The sequence below is a fragment of the Bradyrhizobium sp. USDA 4501 genome (assembly GCF_054062115.1).
The window spans coordinates 9,049,863-9,072,382 of the sequence record NZ_JBSSEX010000001.1; the positions used below are offsets into that span (position 1 = coordinate 9,049,863).

Consider the following 22,520-nt stretch of genomic DNA (forward strand, 5'->3'; position numbering starts at 1 on the left):
CACGCCCCCGAGGTGAGCGAGGCGGCGGTTGCCGACGCCCCCTCCGACCCCGTCGTTGCGGTGGTCGAAGCCTCCGCCGCGTCGGCCGCGCCCGAGACCGTCGAGACGATCGAGGTCAATCACGAGCCCGAGCGCGCCCATGAGGAGCAGATCGAGGAAAACGCCGCGCATGCCGACGACGCGCCGCGCGTGGCTTCCGACGAGCTTCACGCCGCCGCGGATGAACACGCGGTCGCCGAATATGGCGCGCTCGCCGAGGTGGTCGCGCCCGAGACCGGGCCTGGCGACGAGGCCGGCGAAGATGACGAAGAGGATGAGGGCGAGGAAGGCGAGGAAGAGGACGTCGTCGAGTCGGTCGGCGGCGACGACGTGCTCGAGGAGGTTCCGGAGCGCCCGTTCCGCCCGCGCCGCCAGTACAAGATCCAGGAAGTGATCAAGCGCCGGCAGGTGATGCTGGTGCAGGTCGTCAAGGAAGAGCGCGGCAACAAGGGCGCCGCGCTGACCACCTATCTGTCGCTCGCCGGCCGCTACGCCGTGCTGATGCCCAACACCGCGCGCGGCGGCGGCATCAGCCGCAAGATCACCTCCGCCCAGGACCGTTCGCGGCTGAAGGAAGTGGTGCAGGATCTCGACGTGCCCGAGGGCATGGGGATCATCCTGCGCACCGCCGGCGCCTCCCGCAGCAAGCCGGAGATCAAGCGCGACTTCGAATATCTGATCCGGATGTGGGAAACGGTGCGCGACCTGACGCTGAAGTCGCAGGCGCCGACGCTGGTCTACGAGGAAGGTTCGCTGATCAAGCGCTCGCTCCGCGACCTCTACAACAAGGAGATCGACGAGATCCAGGTGGCCGGCGAAGCCGGCTACCGTGAAGCGCGCGACTTCATGAAGATGCTGATGCCGGCCAATGTGCGCGCGGTGAAGCAGTATCGCGACGGTCAGCCGCTGTTCTCGCGCATGGGCGTCGAAAGCCAGCTCGACGCAATGTTCTCGCCGACCGTGCAATTGCGCTCCGGCGGCTACATCGTGATCAACCAGACCGAGGCGCTGGTCTCGATCGACGTCAACTCCGGCCGCGCCACGCGCGAGCACCATATCGAGGACACCGCGCTCAAGACCAATCTGGAAGCGGCGGAAGAAGTCGCGCGCCAATTGCGCCTGCGTGACCTCGCCGGCCTGATCGTCATCGACTTCATCGACATGGACGAGAAGCGCAACAACCGCGCGGTCGAGCGCAAGCTGTCCGACTGCCTGCGCCAGGACCGTGCGCGGATCCAGGTCGGCCGCATCTCGCATTTCGGCCTCTTGGAAATGTCGCGCCAGCGCATCCGCGCCAGCGTGCTCGAAAGCTCGACGGAGCCCTGCCCGCAATGCGGCGGAAGCGGTCACGTCCGCTCGGTCTCGTCGGTGGCGCTGCAGCTCTTGCGCGGCATCGAGGAGATCCTGATGAAGGGCGCGACCCACAACCTGGTGGTCCGCACCCGCACCGACGTCGCGCTCTACGTGCTCAACCACAAGCGCGGCCATCTGCGCGACCTCGAAGACTCCTTCCGGGTTTCGCTGTCGATCGTCGCGGATGCCACGGTGCACGGCCAGCAGTCCTACATCATCGACCGCGGCGAGCAGGTGCATACGCTCGAAGCCGCCAAGGCGCTGCTCGCTGCGCAGGCTGCCGCCGCGCCGGCCCAGGCCGAAGAGGCCGATGACGAGGAAGAACTGTTCGAATACGAGGCCGAGATCGAGACCGACGAGACCGAGGGTCTCGCCGACGAGCGGGCGGCCGGTGATGAAGCAAGCGCCGCTGATGGAGAAGGCGACGGCCAGCGCCGCAAGCGGCGCCGCCGGCGCCGCGGCCGCGGTGGCGGCAGCGAGGCGCGTGAAGGCGCCCAGCAGCTGCGCGAGGACGGCGATCTCATGCATGTCCTGCCCGAAGGCACCGAGGCGGTTGCCGCCGCCGATGCCGAAGGTGATGAGGACGAAGGCGACGAGCAGCAGAGCGCTGCCCGCGACGACCAGGCCGGCAATGGCGATCGCCGTCCGCGGCGCCGCGGACGCCGTGGCGGCCGGCGCCGGCGCGGCAGTGGCGGACCGGATGACGGTCTCGCCGGATCGATCTCCGATGAGTTGAGCCCGGCGGCGACGTCGGAGGCCTCCGACGCAGTCGCCGATTTCGATAGCCATGATATGGAGCCGGCTCCCTCGCTGGCGCAGCCCGAACTGGTCGCCGAGCCGCCGGAGTGGCAGCCGACCGAGGTCGCGCCTGTCGAGCCGGTCGCGGCACCCGAGCCCGAAACCCCCGCGGCGTCTGCCGCCGAGGACACTGCCGAAGGTGACCGCGCGCAGCGTCGCCGCTCGACGGTGCGCGAAAAGGTCAACTTCGCATCGCCCCCTCAGCCCGAGGCATCAGCGGCGCTGGTTCAAAGCCCGCCGGAGGAAGCTGCCCCTGAGCCGGCCGCGGCTGCTCCGGAGCCGGCACCGGCCGCTGCGGCCGAGGCTCCGGCCCGCAAGGGCTGGTGGTCGCGCCGCTTCGGCGGCGGCAACTAGCACCACCTGCAAGTCAGAACGCCCGGCTCACGCCGGGCGTTTTTATTGAACAGGCAATCCGTTCGTCAGACGCCGGCGTAACGAAGCCTGACGGAGACGGATCCCAATGCAAAGCGCTATCGTTCTTGGCGGCGGCATGGTGGGCGTCAGCACGGCGCTGCATCTGCAGCGCCGCGGCTGGTCGGTGACGCTCGTCGACCGCAAGGATCCGGGCCGCGAAACCAGCTACGGCAATGCCGGCATCATCCAGAGCGAGGCGGTGCGGCCCTACCCGATGCCGCGCGATCCTGCCGTCCTCGCCCGGATCGCGATGGGGCGCACCAACGACGTGCGCTACCGCCTGGCTTCGCTGCCGCAGCACGCCGGTCCGCTGCTGCGCTATTGGTGGAACTCGACGCCCGAGCGGCACCGTGAAGCCACCATCGCCTGGGCGCGCCTGATCGCCTACGCCACCGCGGAGCACGACACGCTGATCCGCGATGCCCATGCCGACAATCTGATCCGCCGCGCCGGCTATCGCCTGCTACATCGCGACCCGGCCGCGCTCGAACAGGCCATTGCGATCGCCGAGGAGAACCAGCGCGACTTCGGCGTGACGTTTCGCGTGCTTGATGGCCGCGAGCTCGCCAAGGCGGAGCCGTTGCTGCGCGACGACCTGCCCGGCGCCATTCACTGGCTTGGGCCCTGGACCGTGTCGGACCCCGGCGGGCTTGTTTCCGCCTATGCCGGACTGTTCGAGCGTCTCGGCGGCACGCTGTTGCGCGGCGATGCGCAGACGCTGACGGAGACGACGTCCGGCTGGTCGGTCGACACCAGTGGCGGCCGGATCGATGCCGCCCATGTCGTGGTCACGCTCGGCCCGTGGTCACCGCAATTGCTCCGCAAGTTCGGCTACCGGATCCCGCTGGTGCGCAAGCGCGGCTACCACATGCACTACCAGGGCGGCCGCTCGCTCGACCTGCCGCTGGTCGACACCGCGAACGGCTATGCGATGGCGCCGATGGCCAAGGGCATCCGCATCACCACCGGCGCGGAGCTGACCAGTCCCGACGCACCGGCGACGCCGATCCAGCTCGGCTACGCCGAAGCGGCCGCGCGCGAGCTGATCGAGATCGGCAGCCGCGTCGAGCCCGAACCGTGGTTCGGCACCCGCCCCTGCACAACCGACATGCTGCCGGTGCTCGGGCCGGTGCCGCGGCATCGCGGGCTGTGGGTGAATTTCGGCCACGGCCATCAGGGCTTCACGCTCGGCCCCGCGACCGCGCGGGTGCTGGCCGAAACGATGAACGGCGAGGCATCCGCGGTGGACACCTCGCCGTATCGGCTGGACCGGTTCTAACTAAGGAGAACTAGTCCGTCGTCAACGCGGTCTCCATGTCGGTTGGGTCGACCTGTTTGGCGAGATTGGCATTGAGCTTGTCGCGGTCGAGCTCGCCCTCCCACCAGGCGACGATCACGCAAGCCACGCCGTTGCCGCACAGATTGGTCAGCGCGCGGCACTCGCTCATGAACTTGTCGATGCCGAGCACGATCGCCATGCCCGGCACCAGCCGCGGATCGACCACCGCAAGCGTCGCCGCCAGCGTGATGAAGCCGGCACCGGTGATGCCGGAGGCACCCTTCGAGGTCAGCATCGCCACGATCAGGATGGTGATCTGCTGGCTGAAGGTGAGATCGAAGCCCAGCGCCTGTGCGATGAACAGGGTCGCCAGCGTCATGTAGATGTTGGTGCCGTCGAGGTTGAACGAATAGCCCGTGGGCACCACGAGGCCGACCACCGATTTCGAGCAGCCGAGACGTTCGAGCTTCTCCATCAATGATGGCAGCGCGCTCTCGGAGGACGAGGTGCCGAGCACGATCAGGAGCTCGTCCTTGATGTAGGCCAGGAACTTGAAGATCGAGAACCCGGCGATCCGCGCGATGATGCCGAGCACCACGAACACGAACAACGCGGCGGTCAGATAGAACGTCGCGATCAGCCCCATCAGGTTGAGGATCGCGCCGGTGCCGAACTTGCCGATGGTGAAGGCCATCGCGCCGAATGCGCCGATCGGCGCCGCCCGCATCACGATCGAGATCACGCCGAACACCGCATGCGCGGCGTCGTCGATGAACGAGCGGATGGTGTGGCCGCGCTCGCCAAGGCCCATGATCGCGAAGCCGAACAGCACCGAGAACAGCAGCACCTGCAGGATCTCGCCCTGCGCGAATGCGCCGACCACGGTGTCCGGAATGATGTGCAGCACGAAGTCGACGCTCTTCTGCGCCTCCGCCTGCTTGGCATAGCCGGCAACCGCCTGCGCGTTCGCCGCCGCATTGCCGAAGCCGGCACCGGGCCTGACCAGATTGCCGACGAGCAATCCGATCACCAGCGCGAAGGTCGAGACGACCTCGAAATACACCAGCGCCTTGACACCGATGCGGCCGACCTTCTTGGCATCTTGTATATGGGCGATGCCCGATACCACGGTGCAGAAGATGATCGGCGCGATCACCATCTTGATCAACTTGATGAAGCCGTCACCGAGCGCCTTGATCCACTCGTTGGTTGGCAAGGCCCGGCCACAACCAGCCGACCAATGCGCCGAGCACGATCGCGATCAGGACCTGGACATAGAGAACTTTATACCACGGCTTGCTGCCGGCGCTCGCCGGCGCAGCCGTGACAACGGTTGCCGTTGCCATGTGTCACTCCCCCTCAGAAATGGCGGAAACAGCCAAGATCAACTTGGCGGTTCAAGTCAAATGGAACTGTGTGGGCCCTGCCGCTTATCCGCGATGATCCGCCCGCCACAGTGCCGGCGAAACCACGGCACTGCGCTGCGAAACCGATCCGAAAGGCAAAGCGAACGCCGGAAGGCTCTTGATGGCTCTTGGAGTTTGAAGGCTCCTGGAGTTCGCGGGCTATTTAAGCCAATGCGCGATCCGTGCAACTGCTTCCTGCATCTCCGCGGCCGAGCGTGCATAGGAAAAACGGATGAAGGCGCGGCCGTGGATCGGATCGAAATCGACGCCGGGGGTCGCTGCGACATGCGCCTTCTCGAGCATCTCGCTGGCGAAGGCGAAGCTGTCGGAGGTGAAGTCGGAGACGTCGGCATAGAGGTAGAACGCGCCGTCAGCGGGGAGGAATTTGGTCAGGCCGGCCTTCGGCAGCCCTTCGATCAGGATGCGGCGGTTCTCCTGATAGCCGCGCTTGATCGCCTCCATCTCCTCGCGGCCTTCGAACGCCGCTTCGGCCGCGATCTGCGACAGGGTCGGCACCGAGATCGACAGGTTCTGCTGCAGCCGCTCGATCGGCCGCACCAGCACGTCGGGCACCACCATCCAGCCGACACGCCAGCCGGTCATGCAGAAGTACTTCGAGAACGAGTTGATCACGAGCGCGTTCGGCGACAGCTCTGCGGCCGTCACCGCAGGAAACGCATAGTCGAGCCCGTGATAGATCTCGTCGGAGATGAAGCGGATGCCGGCGCTGTCGGCGGCCGCCATCAGGGTCGACAGCGCCTCGCGCGACATCATGGTGCCGGTCGGGTTGGCGGGGCTGCCGACCAGCACGCCCTTCAGCGGCGCCTTGCGATGGGCGGCGAGCAACGCCTCGCCGGTCAGGGCATGGCGGGTGTCGCCGGAGGTTTCGATCAGCACCGGCTCGCAGCCCAGCGCGGTCAGGATATGCCGGTACGGCGGATAACCCGGCACGGTCACGGCGACCCGGTCGCCCGGCTCGAACATCGCAAGGAACGCCAGGATGAACCCGCCCGACGAGCCGGTCGTAACGATGATGCGTTCCGCGTCGACCGCGCAACCATACGTGTCGCTGTAGTGCCGGGCGATGCGCGCGCGCAGCGAGGGAATGCCGAGCGCCGAGGTGTAGTCGATCCGCCCGTCCGCAAGCGCGGCCTGCGCGGCCGCGATCGCCGGCCTCGGCGCACCTGCGGCGGGCTGCCCCACCTCCATATGGATGACATGGCCGCCGGCGGCCTCGATTCGCGCGGCCGCCGCCATCACGTCCATCACCATGAACGGCGGAACATCGCTCCGTCCGGATGCTGTCAACCGGCTGCCTACACGGTCTCTCGGTGTCGCTTCACGCATGGATTTCTGCTATTGCACGGCCGCTGCCGAATTCGGGTTCCCGTTACCGGCTGCCGCCCCAGACTGGCCGCATTCGGTGGCTCCTTATAACGCTTTCAGGCCTAGTGAATACCCGGTTCGCGTGAAGAAGAACTGCAAAAACAACAGACTGCGCCACGCGCCTGATCCGGTCGGGCCCGGAACACGGACTTGTGCCGGCGCGGCCAGTCATCGCCGATAGATCGCCCATGCTGTTCCGCCTCGCGCTTCGCACCAGGACCTTCAAGCTGACCGCGCTCATGACCGCGGTTGCGCTCGCGGTCGGCCCCGTGGTCCCTGCGCGAGCCCAGCAAAAAGGCCCGCCGGTGCTGCGCGACACCGAGTCCGAGCAGCTGTTGCGCGAATACACAAGGCCGATCCTGCGCGCCGCCGGTCTGGAGAAGCAGAACATCCAGATCGTGATCATCAACGACGGCTCGTTCAACGCCTTCGTCGCCGACGGCCGGCGCATCTTCGTCAATTACGGCGCGCTGCTGCAATCGGAGACGCCGAACCAGATCATCGGCGTGCTGGCGCACGAGACCGGCCACCTCGCCGGCGGCCATCTCGCCAAGATGCGCGAGCAGCTGGCGCAAGCCCAGACCCAGATGATCATCGCGATGCTGCTCGGCGTCGGCGCGCTTGCCGCGGGTGCGGGCGGCCGCGGCGGCGGCAATGGTCTCTCCAGCGCCGGCGCCGCGGCGATCTCGGCGCCGCAAGCGGTCATTCAGCGCACGCTATTGTCCTATCAACGCCAGCAGGAGGAGAACGCCGACCGCGCCGGCGTCAAGTTCCTGAATGCGACCGGACAATCCGCCAAGGGCATGTACGAGACGTTCAAGCGCTTCACCGACGAGAGCCTGTTCGCCTCGCGCGGGGCCGATCCCTATCTGCAGTCGCACCCGATGCCGGTCGATCGCGTCTCCGCGTTGCAGGAACTGGCGCGCTCCAGCCCCTATTGGGACAAGAAGGACGATCCGGCACTGCAGCTGCGCCACGACATGATGCGCGCCAAGATCTCGGGCTTCATGGAGCGGCAGGACACGGTCTACCGCCGCTATCCGCTGTCCAACACCAGCCTGCCGGCGCGCTATGCACGCGCGATCACGACCTATCTGCACGGCGATCTGCGCTCGGCGATCGCGCAGATCGACGGCTTGATCCAGGTGCAGCCCAACAATCCCTATTTCCATGAATTGCGCGGCCAGGCGCTGCTCGAAGGCGGCCGGCCGGCCGAAGCCATCGCGCCGCTGCGCCGCGCAGTGCAGCTCTCCAGCAATTCGCCGTTGATCGAGATGCTGCTCGGCCAGGCGCTGGTCGCCTCGGACAACAAGGCCTACACCGACGAGGCGATCAACATGCTGCGTGCCGCGGTGGCGCGCGAGCCAGAGGCGCCGCTCGGCTATACCCAGCTCGCGATGGCCTATGGCCGCAAGGGCGACTATGCCCAGGCCGACCTCGCCTCGGCGCAGGCCGCCTATCTCCGCGGCGACACCAAGACCGCCCGCGATCTTGCGTCACGCGCCAAGACGCGGTTCGCGATCGGCACGCCCGGCTGGGTCAAAGCTGACGACATTGTGAGCGCCAAGCCCATGCCGGGTCAGAAAAACAACTAGAAATAAACCGTAGTTCCATACAACGATCACCTAAACCGGCTCACGGCCCCGCCGTTTTTTTGAGCCACCGCGAACAAGGATTTTGTCATGCCAGCGCTTCGTTTTCTTGCCCCTGCCCTGCTCGCGCTCGGCGTTTGCGCCGCGCCGCTTCCGGCGTCCGCGCAGAGCTTCACCGACACCCAGCGCGGCGACATCGAGACCATCGTGCGCAACTATCTGATCGCGCACCCGGAGGTGCTCGAGGAGGCGATGAACGAGCTGAGCAAGCGGCAGGCCGCCGCCGAAGCCGAGAAGCATGAGCAGAGCGTCGCCAAGAACGCCGACACCATCTTCAATTCGCCGCGCGGCGTCATGCTCGGCAACAAGGACGGCGATGTCACCTTCGTCGAGTTCTTCGATTACAATTGCGGCTACTGCAAGCGCGCGATGTCCGACATGCTCGATTTGATGAAGGCGGATCCGAAGCTGAAGGTCGTGCTGAAGGAATTCCCGGTGCTGAGCCAGGGCTCGGTCGAGGCCGCGCAGGTCGCGGTCGCCGTGCGCATGCAGGATCCGACCGGCAAGAAGTATCTCGATTTCCACCAGAAGCTGCTCGGCGGCCGCGGCGCCGCCGACAAGGCGCGCGCGCTGGCGGTCGCCAAGGAGGTCGGTCTCGACATGGCGAAACTCGAGAAGGATATGGCGAGCCCCGAGGTGAAGGCGACCATCGAGGAGAACTTCCGCCTCGCCGAATCCATGGGCATGAACGGCACGCCGAGCTACGTGATCGGCAAGCAGGTCGTGATCGGCGCCGTCGGCGTCGACAACCTCAAGGAAAAGATCGGCATCGCCCGCTGCGGCAAGGCGACCTGCTGATCGCCGCTCCGACAGCGCTCATCGCGTACAAGATCCGGCTGCGATGCAGCCGGATTTTTTGTGGCCGCCACCGAACCGATTCCGCGCGGGTCGCAACCAAGGGCCGTCACCAACGACGCAAGTCGCGCGAGGCCGAAAATATAGCGCGACCTAATCTCGAGATCGAAGAGCATTTCGGCGGCTTCAATTTCGGCGGCGGCAACGGCCAGCTCGATCATGCGGGCGCGGAGTTCGACTGGGCCTGCGGTTGAAGCAGCCGCGCATTCATCTCGCGCGTTCATCGCGCATTCACCTCAAGAACAAACCGCAAGGAACCGCAAATCAACAGGAACATCGCACATGCTCTCCCGTTGTCGGCGCGGGCAATGCTGAAAAACGAGGAGGAATTACGATGTCTAACCGCTTTCTGATTTCGGTCGCGGCGGCGGCTTTGATCGCCGGCACCGGTTTCGCGAACGCACAGGGCGCCGGCGGCGCCAACAAGGAAACTGGGGCCGGTGGTGGTGCGACCACGCAGCAGTCTGCACCGTCCGGTGGTGCGTCATCGGGCACCATGCAGCATGACAAGAGCGGCATGAAGGGTTCCGAGCATTCGACGACCGGTGAGTCGAGCACCAAGGGTGCGGAGTCCGACAAGTCCGGCACGGCCACCAAGGGCGCGCAGGACAGTACCCAAAAGTCGAAGGGCATGAGCTCGGAGAACGAAGCGACCAAGGGCTCCAAGGAGGGCTCGAAGGACATGAAGGCCGAAGGTCGCGACAAGAGCGGCAACATGAAAGCCGAGGAGCGTGACAAGAGCGGCAAGATGAACGCCGAGGGCCGCGACAAGAGCGGTGCCGGTGCCACGACCAACCAGAACGCTCAGACCAAGAGCCCGGCCGACCCCAACCGCGCGCAGACCAACGACACGAGCCGCACGCAGACCACGACCGGTAACGCGGCAACGTCGGCCACCGCGGCTCCGCCGGCCGAGAAGCGCAGCCAGATCACGACCGCGATCAAGTCGGAGCACGTGACCGAAGCCACCAACGTCAACTTTAACGTGTCGGTCGGCACCCGCGTTCCGGCTGACGTTCACTTCTACCCGGTGCCGGAGCGGGTCGTGACGATCTACCCGCAGTGGCGCGGCTATCAGTTCATCCTGGTCAAGGGCCGCTACGTGATCGTGCAGCCTGAGACCCATGAGATCGTCTACATCATCGAGGGCTAAACCGGCCTCGGTGCGAGGGCGCCCAAACGGGCCCTCGCCTTCATCTCGACCCCGCCCCTTCGGGGCGGGGTCTTGCTTTCGGCCGCACCCCGCAACGCGCCGGTGGATGGCGGGCCGGAGCGCCCGCTGAAGGCAGCTTCCGCAAGATTTGGTTAATCAGCATTTTCCGCAGGTTAGGGCAGGCACCTAACAGGGTGGAGGAAGTTGTTGAAGACGTTCCGATTTCACCTAAAGACTTCCCCTTCGGCCGGTTGTTACCTATAACCCGGCCCACTCCACCCCTTGTCGGACCCCCTCTCGGAACCTTTGGCCGGAACTTGGCAGGAAACTCTGGAATGGCTGCTGCCGGAACGATCTATGTGCTGAACGGCCCGAACCTCAATCTGCTGGGGACGCGCGAGCCGGAGACCTACGGCCGTGCGACCCTCGCCGATGTCGAGAAGCTGTGCGCGGACACCGCACGCCAGTTCGGGCTGACCGCCGACTGCCGGCAGTCCAACCGCGAGGGCGAACTGATCGACTTCATCCATGAGGCCCACGCCAAGAAGGCGGTCGGCATCATCATCAACGCCGGTGGCTACTCTCATACCTCGATCGCGCTGCATGACGCGCTGATCGCGGTCAAGATCCCCGCGGTCGAAGTTCACGTCAGCAACATCCACGCCCGCGAAAGCTTCCGACACCACTCGTTCACTGCTAAAGCCGCCTTCGCGTCACTTTGCGGCTTCGGCATCGACGGCTACCGGCTTGCGATCATCGGCCTCGCCACCAGGATCGGCGTCAAGATCGACGCCAAGCCAAAGACTTAATCGTCAATCCTGACGTTCCCCGTCACCAGACAAAGATTTCGGATCACAGAGCATGGCGCGCCAGCCAGACGACAAATCAACCGCAAAAAAGAACGACTCCAAGAGCGACGACAGCGCCCTCATTCGCGAACTCGCGCTGCTGCTTGCGGAAACCAATCTGACCGAGATCGAGATCGAGCGTGCCGGCCTGCGTGTCCGCGTCGCGCGCAACATCAGCATCGCGGCCTCGGTGCCCGCCGCCTCCGTGGCGGGCGTTGCCGCACCGGCCGCCATTGCCGTCCCGGTGGCTGCGGCTGCGACCGATCTCGCCAAGCACCCGGGCGTCGTGCCGTCGCCGATGGTCGGCACCGCCTATTGGGCGCCCGAGCCGGGCGCCAAGCCGTTCATTGAAGTCGGCACCAAGGTCTCCGCCGGCCAGACGCTTCTGATCATCGAGGCGATGAAGACGATGAACCAGATCCCGTCGCCGCGCGCGGGCACCGTGACGCAGATTCTCGTCGAGGACGGCCAGCCGGTCGAATTCGGCGAGCCGCTCGTCATCATTGAATAGCTTCCGTCAACACCAGGCGCTGCGATGTTCGACAAGATCCTCATAGCCAATCGCGGCGAGATCGCGCTTCGCGTGCTGCGCGCCTGCAAGGAGCTCGGCATCTCGACCGTCGCGGTGCATTCCACCGCCGACGCCGACGCCATGCATGTGCGGCTCGCCGACGAGAGCGTGTGCATTGGCCCGCCGCCGTCGAAGGATTCCTATCTCAACGTGCCGGCGCTGCTCGCGGCCTGCGAGATCACCGGCGCCGACGCCGTGCATCCCGGCTACGGCTTCCTGTCTGAGAACGCGCGCTTCGCCGAGATCCTCGCCGACCACAATCTGGGCTTCATCGGACCGAAGGCCGAGCACATCCGCCTGATGGGCGACAAGATCGAAGCCAAGAAGACCGCCAAGCGCCTCGGCATTCCCGTGGTGCCCGGCTCGGACGGCGCGGTGACCTCGGAGGCCGACGCGCTCGCGATCGGCAGAGACATCGGATTCCCGGTGCTGGTCAAGGCGGCGGCCGGCGGCGGCGGCCGCGGCATGAAGGTCGCCCATACCGAGGCTGACCTCGCGCTCGCGCTCTCGACCGCGGCCAACGAGGCCAAGTCGGCGTTCGGCGACGCCTCGGTCTACCTGGAGAAATACCTGCAGAAGCCGCGCCACATCGAGATCCAGATTCTCGGCGACGGCCGCGGCGGCGCCATCCATCTCGGCGAGCGCGACTGCTCGCTGCAACGCCGTCACCAGAAGGTCTGGGAGGAAGGCCCCTCGCCCGTGCTCGCGGCGGCGGCGCGCGCCAGGATCGGCGAGACCTGCGCCAAGGCGATGCGGGACATGAAATATCTCGGCGTCGGCACCATCGAATTCCTCTACGAGGACGGCGAGTTCTATTTCATCGAAATGAACACGCGCATCCAGGTCGAGCATCCCGTCACCGAAAGCATCACCGATATCGATCTCGTGCTGGAGCAGATCCGGATCGCCGCCGGCGGCGACCTTCCGGCCAAGCAGGACGACATCGCGATCATCGGCCACGCCATCGAGTGTCGCATCAATGCGGAGAACCCGCAGACCTTCCGTCCCTCGCCCGGACGCATCACGCAATTCCATCCGCCCGGCGGCCTCGGCGTGCGGATCGATTCCGCCGTTTATCAGGGCTATGTGATCCCGCCCTATTACGACTCGCTGGTCGGCAAGCTAATCGTGCACGGCAAGACCCGCGGCGAGTGCCTGATGCGGCTGCGCCGGGCGCTGGACGAGATGGTGGTCGACGGGATCGAGACGACGCTGCCGCTGTTCCGCGCGCTGGTGCGCGAGCCCGACATCATCGAGGGCGACTACCACATTCACTGGCTGGAGCAGTACCTCGCCGGTCAGCCGTCCGACGCCGCAAAATAGTTCGGAACTCCGTGGAACCCAGCCCTTCCTCAGACGTACTATAGGATTATTGGCTTTCCACGGGGACGCGTTGAATCCCACTCCCATAGCGAGATCGTCGTGACGGTCGTTTCACGACGCCGGTCGACGTTACAGATCCTCCTGCTGTCGGCGGGATTTTTCGTGCTGGTCGCGGTCAGCGTGGCGTCCGTCCTGCTGGTCAACAAGGCGCGCGAGGACAACGCCTGGGTGATTCACACCGTCGAGACCGACAGCCAGATTGCCAACCTGCTGCTCGACATCAGGCGCGCCGAAAGCGCGACCAGGGCGTATCTGCTGACATCAGCACCACAATACCTGTCCGAGTACCAGTCCGCGGCAGCAGGAGTCCCGGCCGCGCTCAACCATCTCCAGATGATGACCGTGGATAATCCGGCGCAGGTCGCCAATGCCGCGAAGCTCAAGGCCGCCGTCGAGCAACGGCTGGCCGAGTTCGCGCTCAGCATCGAGCGCGTCAAGAACAACGACACGGCGACCAGCATCGACGTCCTGCGCAAGACCACATCGACCGATGCGGTCGAGGCGATCGTCCGGATCGCCCGCGACATCCGCACCGAGGAGGATCGTCTGCTGGTGCTGCGCACCGCGACGGCGGACAAGACCCAAGTGCTGGCCTCCTCCGTCACGATCGCCGGCTCCTGCATGGTGCTGGCGCTCGCCGCTCTCTCGGTGGTGCTGCTGCGGCGATCGTCGCGGGCGCGCGACGAGGCCGAGGCCAGGTTGCGCGACAGCAACGTCAATCTCGAAACCATCGTTGACGAGCGCACCTCCGACCTGCGCGAGGCCAACGAGGAAATCCAGCGCTTCGCCTATATCGTCAGCCACGATCTGCGCTCGCCGCTGGTCAACATCATGGGCTTCACCAGCGAGCTCGAGGAACTGCGCGGCGACATCTTCAAGCGGATCGCCACGCTCAATCGCGCCGCCTCGCTGGCGCCGGCGATGCCGGAAGACGCGACCGATGTGGCCGAGCCAGAGCTCGAAGGCTCCGACAAGCAGCTATCCGACGACTTCAATGAATCGCTCGGCTTCATCAAATCGTCGATCGCCAAGATGGATCGCCTGATCAGTGCGATCCTCAATCTCACCCGCGAGGGCCGCCGCGAGTTCAAGCCCGAACGCATCGATCTGTATGAGCTGATCGACGGCATCGTCAAGACGATGGCTCACCAGGCCGTCGAGGCCAACGCGACCGTCGAGGTCGGCGCGCTGCCCAATATCGTCAGCGACCGCCTCGCGCTGGAGCAGATCTTCTCCAATCTGATCGACAACGCCCTCAAGTACCTCAGGAACGGCGTTCCCGGCGAGATTTCGATCGAGGGCCGCACCAAGCTCGGCTTCGCGATCTTCGAGGTCACCGACAACGGCCGCGGCATCGATCCGAAGGACCACCAGCGCATCTTCGATTTGTTCCGTCGGGCCGGAACCCAGGACAAGCCCGGTCAGGGCATCGGGCTTGCCCATGTCCGCGCACTTGTGCGCAGACTGGGCGGCACCATGTCGGTAGCATCGGAACTTCACAACGGCAGCACCTTCACGATCACGCTGCCTATCAATTGGTCAGGCAAGAACCGGGACAAAGTGACATGAGTGATCCAGTCACCATCATCATGATCGAAGACGACGAGGGCCATGCCCGCCTGATTGAGCGGAATATCCGGCGCTCGGGTGTCAACAATGAGATCATCCCGTTCACCAACGGTACAGAGGCGGTCAACTACCTGTTCGGCAAGGATGGCAGCGCCGTCGAGCGCAAGGGCCAGGCCCTGCTGATCCTGCTCGATCTCAATCTGCCCGACATGACCGGCATCGATATTCTGAGGCGGGTCAAGGAGAACAAATATCTCAAGTCGACGCCGGTGGTCGTGCTGACCACGACCGACGACTCCCAGGAGATCAAGCGTTGCTACGAGCTGGGTTGCAACGTCTACATCACCAAGCCGGTGAACTACGAAAGCTTCGCCAACGCCATTCGTCAGCTTGGCCTGTTCTTTTCCGTGATTCAGGTGCCGCCGGCTGCCGTATGACCAGCGCAACGCCGACACTGCTCTACATCGACGACGACGCGGCGCTGGCGCGCCTCGTCGAACGCGGGCTGACGCGCGCAGGCTACAAGGTCGTGCACGCCGCAAGCGGCCAGGAAGGCCTCGATCGGCTCGCCCAGGGCGGCATCGACGTCGTCGCGCTCGATCAGTATATGCCTGGCCTCGACGGGCTGGAGACGCTGGAGCAGATCCTCAAGATACCGGACGCTCCGCCGGTGGTGTTCGTCACCGCGTCGCAGGATTCGGCGATCGCCGTCACCGCACTGAAGGCCGGCGCGGCGGACTATCTGGTCAAGGACGTCAGGGGCGAATTCATTCCCCTGCTCCAGGTCGCGGTGAACGGCGCGATCCGGCAGGCCGCGCTCCAGAAGGCGCGCGACGAAGCCGAGGCCGAGGTGCACGCCTCGCGCGACCGCTATGCCGCGCTCGCCGCGGAGCGTGAGGTTCTGCTCCGCGAGGTCAACCATCGCGTCGGCAATTCGCTGCAGATCATCGCCTCGTTGCTGCATCTGCAGGCCAACTCCGCAAGCCAGCAGGATGTGAAGGCCGCGCTCACCAACGCGATGGGGCGCGTCGCGGCCGTCGCACAGGTGCACCGCCGCCTCTACACCTCGCACGACTTCAAGACGGTGATGCTCAACCAGTATCTCGAGGCGCTGCTCGAGGATCTCCGGCGATCGGCCGAAGGCAACAAGATGTCGCGGCTGACCTTGAAGGCCGACCCGATCGAGATCGATCCCGACCGCGCGGTAGCGATTGGCATCATCGTCAACGAGCTGGTCATGAACGCCGTGAAATACGCCTATCCCGACGGCGCCGGCCCGATCCATGTCGAGCTGAAGCCGCAAGGCGACGATCTGCAGCTCGCGATCAGCGACGACGGGGTCGGCTTTTCCGATAAGGCCGATCCGCGCGGCACCGGCATGGGCCAGCGGATCGTCAGCGCGATGGCAGCCAAGCTCGATGCCAGCGTCGAGCGCGACCCCGGCCACAAGGGCACCCGCTTCGTGGTGCGGTTCGCCCGCGTCAGCCCGGCGCTCGACAAATCGACAAGCGCCGCCGCCAGCTAATGCCGCCAATTTCAGCAAATTCGATTGATTTGTCCGGTTCGCTTTAACGACTGCGTCATGCTGTTGATGAATCGCGGCGCGCCAAGCCTGACCGATTAAGGAAGTTCTGGGCGTCCCTTGCGATGCTTGTGCCGACTGCTTGGCAGGAGCGGCACGCGATGTTCGGGCGCAGGCCAATTTTTGGAAAGAAGCAAGAGACGACCCAAGAGACAAACTCGGGCGAGCTCAAGGAGACCGTGCGTCCGGCGCCGGGCGCCGAGGGCGCGACGCAGGCTTTTCACAAGCAGCAGTGGGATCACCCGCTGATCGGGTCGATGCTGCGCGATGCAGGCTTCGCGCCTGCTGACGAAGCCAGCATCGTGCCGACGGCAGACAATCGCCTTGCCGTGTTCGCGGCGGCCAACAAGCGATTGCAAGACCGCACCGAGACCTTCAACCGCGACATGACGGCGCGGCACGGCCACTGCCACGCGGTGCCGTTCTTGGTCATCGACCAGAAGATCTGGGATGGACCGCATGGCGCGTTTCTCTACGCGCAGATGGGGCTGATCGGCTACGACGAGTGGAACGTGATCATGCTGGCAGAAGACCCGCAGACCACGGCGTCATGCGGCCTGGCAGGCCATCCCGGCTTCCTTCCATCCGTGACGCAAGTCATGACCGAGCATGTGATCGCGTGGAAGGCGCGGCACAACGCTCTGCTCGAGACATTCGGGATCACCGCGACCGGCGGCCGGGATATCCCGCACGAACAATACGAGATGGAAAAGGACACCCTGCGCAACGAAATCATCGACAAGGCCGGCTGGATGAAGCCGCGCATCATCGACGAGCTCTTGCGCAAGGCCTAGAGGCATCAAGCCTCTGCGAAGCGCCTTACTCGTGCCTGCCGTGGTGCCGGCGTGTGCGCTGCGGACGGCAATCCTGACACGGTGCGCCAAACACCACCTGCGACGGATACGGCCGCGCGGAGTGATATGGCGTCGAGCCGAACAGGCCGGCCGCGCCGAACCCCGCGCTGAAGGGATCGGCCGCGAAATTGCCGGGGAAATAGCCGTTGCTGCGAAAATCGCGGTCGTCGTCCCTGCCGTCGAAATACGCGCCGCCGGTGCTGCCATAGCGCAGCGGCCGCTGCTGGGCCGACGCCGCGGCTACGCTCAGCGCGATGGCGGCGCAGGCGATCAATCCTCTCATGGCGATCATGGCCAGAACCCTCATTGCGGAAGGGTGCCCCAGTCGCCCTTCCAGGCGATCAGGCGTCCCTTGCCGAATTGCAGATAGAGCCCGTCGCTGCGCCTCGACAGCACGCTGCCCCTGACATTGGGCAGCGCGACGAACAATTCATTGCCCGGCGTGCCGCGCACGTAATTCAGGGGAACGCCGAGCGACCGGCTGGCCTGGTCGGCGCTCATGCCGAAGGCGAGCGGAACGCTGTTCGGTGGCCGCTGCTGCGGGCGGGACGCGCCGGTCGATGCGCCGAGCGCGATGACGAGGGCAACGAGGAGTGTCGCGAAACGCTGCATGGCTGACCTCATGGCACTGCCGCCGCCAGCGTACCGGCGGGCGTCCAGCCGCCGCCGAGCGCCTGGAACAGGCTGCTCGCCGCCAGCAGCTTGTTGAGCCGGACCGTAACCAGATTGTTTTCTGCCGTGAACAGCGTCTGCTGCGCCTGCAGCACCGTGATCAGGTTGACCGTGCCGCCGCGCAGCTGCGTCTCGGCGACCTCGAACGCCTTGCGCGAGGCGGCGACGACGTCGGACTGCAGGCGCTCCTGCAATGTGTACTTCTGCAACGCGATCAGCGCCTTCTCGACATCGGCGAAGGCCGACAGCACCGCCTTGCGATAGGCCTGCAGGTTTTGCAGCTGCTGCCCCTTGGCGAGCTTGAGCTGGCTCTCCAGCAGGAAGCCGTCGAACAGCGGCTGGGTCAGCCCGGCGGCGAGCGTGTAGTACCAGGCGCCGGGCGCGAACAGCGCGGCGAGCGCCGCGCTCTGGAAGCCGGTAGTGCCGGTCAGCTGGATCTGCGGAAAGAATGCCGCGCGCGCCGCGTCGACGCTGAAATTGGACGACGCCAGCTGCGCCTCGGCCTCGCGGACGTCAGGCCGCTGGTAGAGCAATTCCGACGGCAGTCCCGGCGTGACGCGCGGCACCGCGATCTGCGTGGTGGACCCGCCGCGCACCTTGAAATCGGCCGGCGCGCGCGCCACCAGCACGGCGAGCGCCGCGGTGTTCTGCCCGACCGTTACCTCGAGCGGCGGGATCGCCGCGCGCTGCGTGGCGACCAGCGCCTCCTGCTGCGACAGATCCAGCTGCGAAGCGGTGCCGCCCGCAAATTGCGACTTGATCAGCGCAAGGATGCGCTCGGCCGCCGCGAGGTTGCGGCGGGTGACCTTGATCTGGTCCTGCGCCGCCAGCAGCTGGAAATAGGTGTTGGCGACCGTCGCCATCGTGGTCAGCGCGACCACCTCGCGATTGTAGCGCGCGACGGTCGCGCTCTCCTCGGAGGCCGACAGCGTCGCGCGGTTCTTGCCCCAGAAATCGACGATGTAGCTTGCGCTCAGCCCCAGGCTGTACTGCGAGAAGGTGCCGCTGGTGCCGAACGACGAACTGGATCCCGTTGCCACGCGCTGACGCTCGGCATTCGCCGATCCGGAGATGGACGGCAGCAGCGCGGCGCCGGACACGCCGACCTGGGCGTCGGCCTGCACGATCTGGGCGATCGCCACCGCGATGTCGAGATTGTAGAGCTGCGCGGACTCCATCAGCCCGGTCAGCTCGGGCGAGCGGAAGCCGCGCCACCAGGCAAGCGCCGGAACAGCCGCGTCGGCATCGCCTTTGGCCGCAGTCTTGTAGCTCGCCGGCACTTCGAGGCTGAGCTCCGGCTTCTCCGCCCCGGGAATACAGCCGGACAGACCGAGGCTGAGGCCGCCGAACGCCGCCACGCGCAGAAACCGGATCGGCTTGCGCATCAACTGAAGATTTCGCAACGCTGTACCTGTCGGCATTTACTCGCCCGGTTGAAGTGAGGAGCCCGGCGTCCGCATCGCGCCGCCACGGCGCGCGCGCTGGGCCCACAGGCGGAACCGGTCGAGATAGAGGTAGATAACCGGCGTCGTGTAGAGCGTGAGGACCTGGCTCAGGATCAGGCCACCGACGATGGCGATGCCGAGCGGCTGCCGCAGCTCGCCGCCGTCGCCCATGCCGATCGCCAGCGGCACCGCCCCGAGCAGCGCGGCCATCGTCGTCATCATGATGGGGCGGAAGCGCAGCAGGCAGGCCTCCCGGATCGCCTCGAGCGGCTCCAGCCCGCGCCTGCGTTCCGCTTCCAGCGCAAAGTCGATCATCATGATGGCGTTCTTCTTCACAATGCCGATCAGCAGGATGACGCCGATCAGCGCCATGATACTGAACTCGGTCTTGAATGCCATCAGCGCCAGCAAGGCGCCCACACCCGCCGAGGGCAATGTGGACAAGATGGTCAGCGGATGGATGTAGCTCTCGTAGAGCACGCCCAGCACGATGTAGATCGCCACCAGCGCGGCCAGGATCAGGAACGGCTGGTTGCTCAGCGAGTCCTGGAACGCCTTGGCGGTACCCTGGAAGGTGCCGCGGATCGTGGCCGGGACCCCAATCCGGTTCATGGTCGCCTCGATGCTGCCGACCGCCGTGCTCAGCGACACGTTCGGCGGCAGGTTGAACGAGATGGTGTTGGCGACCAACAGACCCTGGTGATTGACCGCAAGCGGCGTCGCGCCCTGCTTGAATGCTGCAACTTCCGACAGCGGGATCATGGTCTCGCTGCTGGTGGAGACGGCCGATCCGGTCGAGGCAACGCCCTTCCCGGTCGAACCGATCGAGTTGGTGGCCTGGTTGCGCGCGGCCTGGGCGTTGGCTGCACTGGCCGCGCTGGAGTTGCCTGGGGCGACGACCGTGCCTGCCACCGCGTTGGTCGATTGCGAGCCGCCGACCGATCCGCCGGACGTGCTGATATAGACGTCCTTCAGCGTCTCCGGGTTCTGCCAGTAGCGCGGCGCGACCTCCATGATGACGTGATACTGGTTGCGCGCGACATAGATCGTCGACACCTGCCGCTGGCCGAAGGCGTCGTAGAGGGTGTTGTCGATCTGGCTCACCGTGATGCCGAGCCGGGCCGCGGCGTCGCGGTCGATCACGAGATCGGATTCCAGGCCCTTGTTCTGCTGGTCGCTGTTGACGTCGGCGAGATCAGGATCGCGCTGCAGGGCCGCCGCGATCTTCGGCGTCCATTCATTGAGCTCCTCCAGCGTCGATCCCTGCAGCGTGTACTGATACTGCGCGTTCGAGGCCCTGCCCCCGACCCGGATGTCCTGCACCGCCTGCAGGAACAGGCTCGCGCCCGGCACCACCGACATCTCGCGGCGCAGCCGCGCGATCACGCCGTCGGCGCCGATCTTGCGCTCATCAAGCGGACGAAGCGAGACGAACACGAAGCCGGAATTGGTCTGCCCGCCGCCGGTGAAGCCGACCGCCGTCTCAACCGCCGGATCGCGCTTGATGATGCCGACGAACCGCGCGAGCTTCTGCTGCATCAGCTGGAACGACACGCTCTGGTCAGCCTGGATCGAGCCGACCAGCCGGCCGGTGTCCTGCTGCGGGAAGAAGCCCTTCGGGATCACGTCGTAGAGATAGAAGTTGAGGCCGAACACCGCCGCCAGGATCAGCATCACCGACAGCGGATGCGCCAACGCCGCGGTCAGCGTTCTGCGGTAGAAATTTAGCATCGCCTCGAAGAAGCGCTCGCTCGCCCAATAGAGCCGGCCATGGCTGCCGGCGTCGGGCTTGAGCAGCACGGCGCACATCATCGGCGTGGTCGCCAGCGAGACCGCGAGCGAGATCAGGATCGAGATCGAGATCACCATCGCGAACTCGCGGAACAGCCGCCCGACGATGCCGGCCATCAGCAGGATCGGGATGAACACCGCGATCAGCGAGATGCTCATCGACAGCACGGTGAAGCCGACCTCGTTGGCGCCCTTCAGCGCCGCCTCGAGCGGGCTCAGCCCCTGCTCGATGTAGCGGGTGACGTTCTCCAGCACCACGATGGCGTCGTCGACCACGAAGCCGGTCGCGACCGTCAGCGCCATCAGGGAGAGGTTGTCGAGGCTGTAGCCGAACAGGTACATCGCCCCGAAGGTCGCAACCAGCGACACCGAGACCGCCACCACCGGAATGAAGGTGGCCCGCGCATTGCGCAGGAAGGCGAACACCACGATGATGACCAGCAGCACCGCCAGAACCAGGGTTCGTTCGACGTCCCGGAGCGAGGTGCGGATGGTGGTCGAACGGTCGACCGCAAAGCCTATATCGATCGCCGGCGAGACTGACGCCTGCAGCTGCGGCATCACCCCCTTCACGAGGTCGACGGTACTGATGATGTTGGCGTTCGGCTGCCGGTAGAGGATGATCAGCACCGCCGGCTTGCCGTTCGCGAGACCGGCATTGCGCAAATTCTCGACGCCGTCGGCCACCTCGCCGACGTCGGAGAGATGAACCGGCGCGCCATTGCGGTAGGCCACGATCAGCGACTTGTAGTCGCCGGCCTTGTTGGCCTGGTCGTTGGCGTAGACCTGGTAGCGCTGGTCGCCGACGTCGATGCCGCCCTTCGGGCTGTGGGCGTTGGCGCTCGACAGCGCCGCGCGGACGTCTTCCAGACCGATGCCGTATTTGTAGAGCGCCTGCGGGATCAGATCGACGCGCACGGCCGGCAGCGAGCTGCCGCCGACCACGACCTCGCCGATGCCCTCGACCTGCGACAGCTTCTGCGCCAGCACCGTGGAGGCGGCGTCGTAGAGATCGCCGCGCGTCAGCGTATCCGACGTCAGCGTCAGGATCAGGATCGGCGCGTCGGCCGGGTTGACCTTGCGGTAGGTCGGATTGCTGCGCAGGCTGGTCGGCAGGTCGGCCCGCGCCGCATTGATCGCGGCCTGCACGTCGCGCGCCGCGCCGTTGATGTCGCGGTTCAGCCCGAACTGCAGCGTGATGCGGGTCGCGCCCACCGAGCTCGACGACGTCATCTCGGTGACGTCGGCGATCTGGCCGAGATGTCGCTCGAGCGGACTTGCGACCGTGGTCGCGACATCCTGCGGGCTGGCGCCGGGCAGCGTCGCCTGCACCGAGATGGTCGGGAAATCCACCTGCGGCAGCGGCGACACCGGCAGCTTGAAGAACGCGACAATGCCGGCCGCCGCAAGCCCGAACGTCAACAGCGTCGTTGCCACCGGCCTACGGATGAAGGGCGTTGACGGATCCAT

17 protein-coding genes and 1 pseudogene are annotated in these 22,520 nt (G+C 65.8%); 12 read left to right on the top strand and 6 right to left on the bottom strand.

Annotated features, from left to right (window positions below):
* The first annotated feature begins 12 nt into the window (after positions 1 to 12).
* Both ACVWZM_RS42325 and ACVWZM_RS42330 read left to right on the top strand, forming a co-directional pair.
* A complete protein-coding gene (locus ACVWZM_RS42325; protein WP_456814388.1) occupies positions 13 to 2,544 on the top strand; it encodes an Rne/Rng family ribonuclease in 2,532 nt (843 codons plus the stop codon).
* Positions 2,545 to 2,650: 106 nt separating this feature from the next.
* Positions 2,651 to 3,883 (top strand): NAD(P)/FAD-dependent oxidoreductase, encoded by a 1,233-nt coding sequence (locus ACVWZM_RS42330; RefSeq protein WP_076832265.1) that lies wholly within the window; start codon positions 2,651 to 2,653, stop codon positions 3,881 to 3,883.
* Positions 3,884 to 3,893: 10 nt separating this feature from the next.
* Here ACVWZM_RS42330 and ACVWZM_RS42335 read toward each other — a convergent pair.
* Positions 3,894 to 5,229, bottom strand: a pseudogene (locus ACVWZM_RS42335) (dicarboxylate/amino acid:cation symporter).
* 219 nt (positions 5,230 to 5,448) lie between these two features.
* Positions 5,449 to 6,636 carry a pyridoxal phosphate-dependent aminotransferase gene (locus ACVWZM_RS42340; RefSeq protein WP_076832263.1) on the bottom strand — a complete coding sequence of 396 codons (1,188 nt, stop codon included), beginning with the start codon at positions 6,634 to 6,636 and terminating at the stop codon, positions 5,449 to 5,451.
* Between the two features lie 227 nt (positions 6,637 to 6,863).
* Between ACVWZM_RS42340 and ACVWZM_RS42345 the strand changes: the two genes are divergently transcribed.
* The 10 genes from ACVWZM_RS42345 to ACVWZM_RS42390 all read left to right on the top strand — a co-directional run bounded on the left by ACVWZM_RS42345 (position 6,864) and on the right by ACVWZM_RS42390 (position 17,082).
* Positions 6,864 to 8,270 (top strand): M48 family metalloprotease, encoded by a 1,407-nt coding sequence (locus ACVWZM_RS42345; RefSeq protein ID WP_057019998.1) that lies wholly within the window; start codon positions 6,864 to 6,866, stop codon positions 8,268 to 8,270.
* An 87-nt stretch (positions 8,271 to 8,357) separates the two neighbouring features.
* Positions 8,358 to 9,125, top strand: a complete 768-nt coding sequence (locus ACVWZM_RS42350; protein WP_016840097.1) for a DsbA family protein — start codon at positions 8,358 to 8,360, stop codon at positions 9,123 to 9,125.
* Between the two features lie 391 nt (positions 9,126 to 9,516).
* Positions 9,517 to 10,335 (top strand): DUF1236 domain-containing protein, encoded by an 819-nt coding sequence (locus tag ACVWZM_RS42355; protein ID WP_057019995.1) that lies wholly within the window; start codon positions 9,517 to 9,519, stop codon positions 10,333 to 10,335.
* A 335-nt stretch (positions 10,336 to 10,670) separates the two neighbouring features.
* Positions 10,671 to 11,144 carry a type II 3-dehydroquinate dehydratase gene (gene aroQ, locus ACVWZM_RS42360; protein WP_456856224.1) on the top strand — a complete coding sequence of 158 codons (474 nt, stop codon included), beginning with the start codon at positions 10,671 to 10,673 and terminating at the stop codon, positions 11,142 to 11,144.
* A gap of 52 nt (positions 11,145 to 11,196) precedes the next feature.
* A complete protein-coding gene (accB, locus tag ACVWZM_RS42365) occupies positions 11,197 to 11,694 on the top strand; it encodes an acetyl-CoA carboxylase biotin carboxyl carrier protein (protein WP_456856226.1) in 498 nt (165 codons plus the stop codon).
* A gap of 24 nt (positions 11,695 to 11,718) precedes the next feature.
* Entirely contained in the window at positions 11,719 to 13,077 is a 1,359-nt protein-coding gene (accC, locus tag ACVWZM_RS42370; protein WP_028344933.1) for an acetyl-CoA carboxylase biotin carboxylase subunit, read from the top strand.
* Between the two features lie 93 nt (positions 13,078 to 13,170).
* Entirely contained in the window at positions 13,171 to 14,706 is a 1,536-nt protein-coding gene (locus ACVWZM_RS42375) for a sensor histidine kinase (RefSeq protein WP_456815246.1), read from the top strand.
* A complete protein-coding gene (locus tag ACVWZM_RS42380) occupies positions 14,703 to 15,143 on the top strand; it encodes a response regulator (RefSeq protein WP_057019991.1) in 441 nt (146 codons plus the stop codon). Before ACVWZM_RS42375 ends, ACVWZM_RS42380 begins: the two co-directional genes overlap by 4 nt.
* On the top strand, positions 15,140 to 16,231 hold the full coding sequence (locus ACVWZM_RS42385; protein WP_076832255.1) for a sensor histidine kinase: 1,092 nt from the start codon (positions 15,140 to 15,142) through the stop codon (positions 16,229 to 16,231). The genes ACVWZM_RS42380 and ACVWZM_RS42385 overlap by 4 nt, the downstream gene beginning before the upstream one ends.
* Before the next feature lie 158 nt (positions 16,232 to 16,389).
* Positions 16,390 to 17,082 (top strand): hypothetical protein, encoded by a 693-nt coding sequence (locus tag ACVWZM_RS42390; protein WP_456856228.1) that lies wholly within the window; start codon positions 16,390 to 16,392, stop codon positions 17,080 to 17,082.
* Positions 17,083 to 17,107: 25 nt separating this feature from the next.
* Here the strand turns inward: ACVWZM_RS42390 and ACVWZM_RS42395 are convergent, their stop codons facing one another.
* From ACVWZM_RS42395 to ACVWZM_RS42410, 4 genes are read right to left on the bottom strand one after another with little or no spacing between them, the layout of a single operon-like run.
* Positions 17,108 to 17,434, bottom strand: a complete 327-nt coding sequence (locus ACVWZM_RS42395; RefSeq protein WP_229160042.1) for a BA14K family protein — start codon at positions 17,432 to 17,434, stop codon at positions 17,108 to 17,110.
* Between the two features lie 11 nt (positions 17,435 to 17,445).
* On the bottom strand, positions 17,446 to 17,754 hold the full coding sequence (locus ACVWZM_RS42400; RefSeq protein ID WP_076832247.1) for a hypothetical protein: 309 nt from the start codon (positions 17,752 to 17,754) through the stop codon (positions 17,446 to 17,448).
* An 8-nt stretch (positions 17,755 to 17,762) separates the two neighbouring features.
* Positions 17,763 to 19,235, bottom strand: coding sequence for an efflux transporter outer membrane subunit (locus ACVWZM_RS42405; RefSeq protein ID WP_076832244.1), 1,473 nt, complete (start codon positions 19,233 to 19,235; stop codon positions 17,763 to 17,765).
* On the bottom strand, positions 19,236 to 22,520 hold the full coding sequence (locus tag ACVWZM_RS42410; RefSeq protein ID WP_141342708.1) for an efflux RND transporter permease subunit: 3,285 nt from the start codon (positions 22,518 to 22,520) through the stop codon (positions 19,236 to 19,238).

Coding starts and splice junctions, on each gene's coding strand:
- ACVWZM_RS42330 (WP_076832265.1), top strand. CDS start 2,651: ATGCAAAGCGCTATCGTTCTTGGCGGCGGCATGGTGGGCGTCAGCACG.
- ACVWZM_RS42340 (WP_076832263.1), bottom strand. CDS start 6,636: ATGCGTGAAGCGACACCGAGAGACCGTGTAGGCAGCCGGTTGACAGCA.
- ACVWZM_RS42345 (WP_057019998.1), top strand. CDS start 6,864: ATGCTGTTCCGCCTCGCGCTTCGCACCAGGACCTTCAAGCTGACCGCG.
- ACVWZM_RS42350 (WP_016840097.1), top strand. CDS start 8,358: ATGCCAGCGCTTCGTTTTCTTGCCCCTGCCCTGCTCGCGCTCGGCGTT.
- ACVWZM_RS42355 (WP_057019995.1), top strand. CDS start 9,517: ATGTCTAACCGCTTTCTGATTTCGGTCGCGGCGGCGGCTTTGATCGCC.
- aroQ (WP_456856224.1), top strand. CDS start 10,671: ATGGCTGCTGCCGGAACGATCTATGTGCTGAACGGCCCGAACCTCAAT.
- accB (WP_456856226.1), top strand. CDS start 11,197: ATGGCGCGCCAGCCAGACGACAAATCAACCGCAAAAAAGAACGACTCC.
- accC (WP_028344933.1), top strand. CDS start 11,719: ATGTTCGACAAGATCCTCATAGCCAATCGCGGCGAGATCGCGCTTCGC.
- ACVWZM_RS42380 (WP_057019991.1), top strand. CDS start 14,703: ATGAGTGATCCAGTCACCATCATCATGATCGAAGACGACGAGGGCCAT.
- ACVWZM_RS42385 (WP_076832255.1), top strand. CDS start 15,140: ATGACCAGCGCAACGCCGACACTGCTCTACATCGACGACGACGCGGCG.
- ACVWZM_RS42390 (WP_456856228.1), top strand. CDS start 16,390: ATGTTCGGGCGCAGGCCAATTTTTGGAAAGAAGCAAGAGACGACCCAA.
- ACVWZM_RS42395 (WP_229160042.1), bottom strand. CDS start 17,434: ATGATCGCCATGAGAGGATTGATCGCCTGCGCCGCCATCGCGCTGAGC.
- ACVWZM_RS42400 (WP_076832247.1), bottom strand. CDS start 17,754: ATGCAGCGTTTCGCGACACTCCTCGTTGCCCTCGTCATCGCGCTCGGC.
- ACVWZM_RS42405 (WP_076832244.1), bottom strand. CDS start 19,235: ATGCCGACAGGTACAGCGTTGCGAAATCTTCAGTTGATGCGCAAGCCG.
- ACVWZM_RS42410 (WP_141342708.1), bottom strand. CDS start 22,520: ATGGATCCGTCAACGCCCTTCATCCGTAGGCCGGTGGCAACGACGCTG.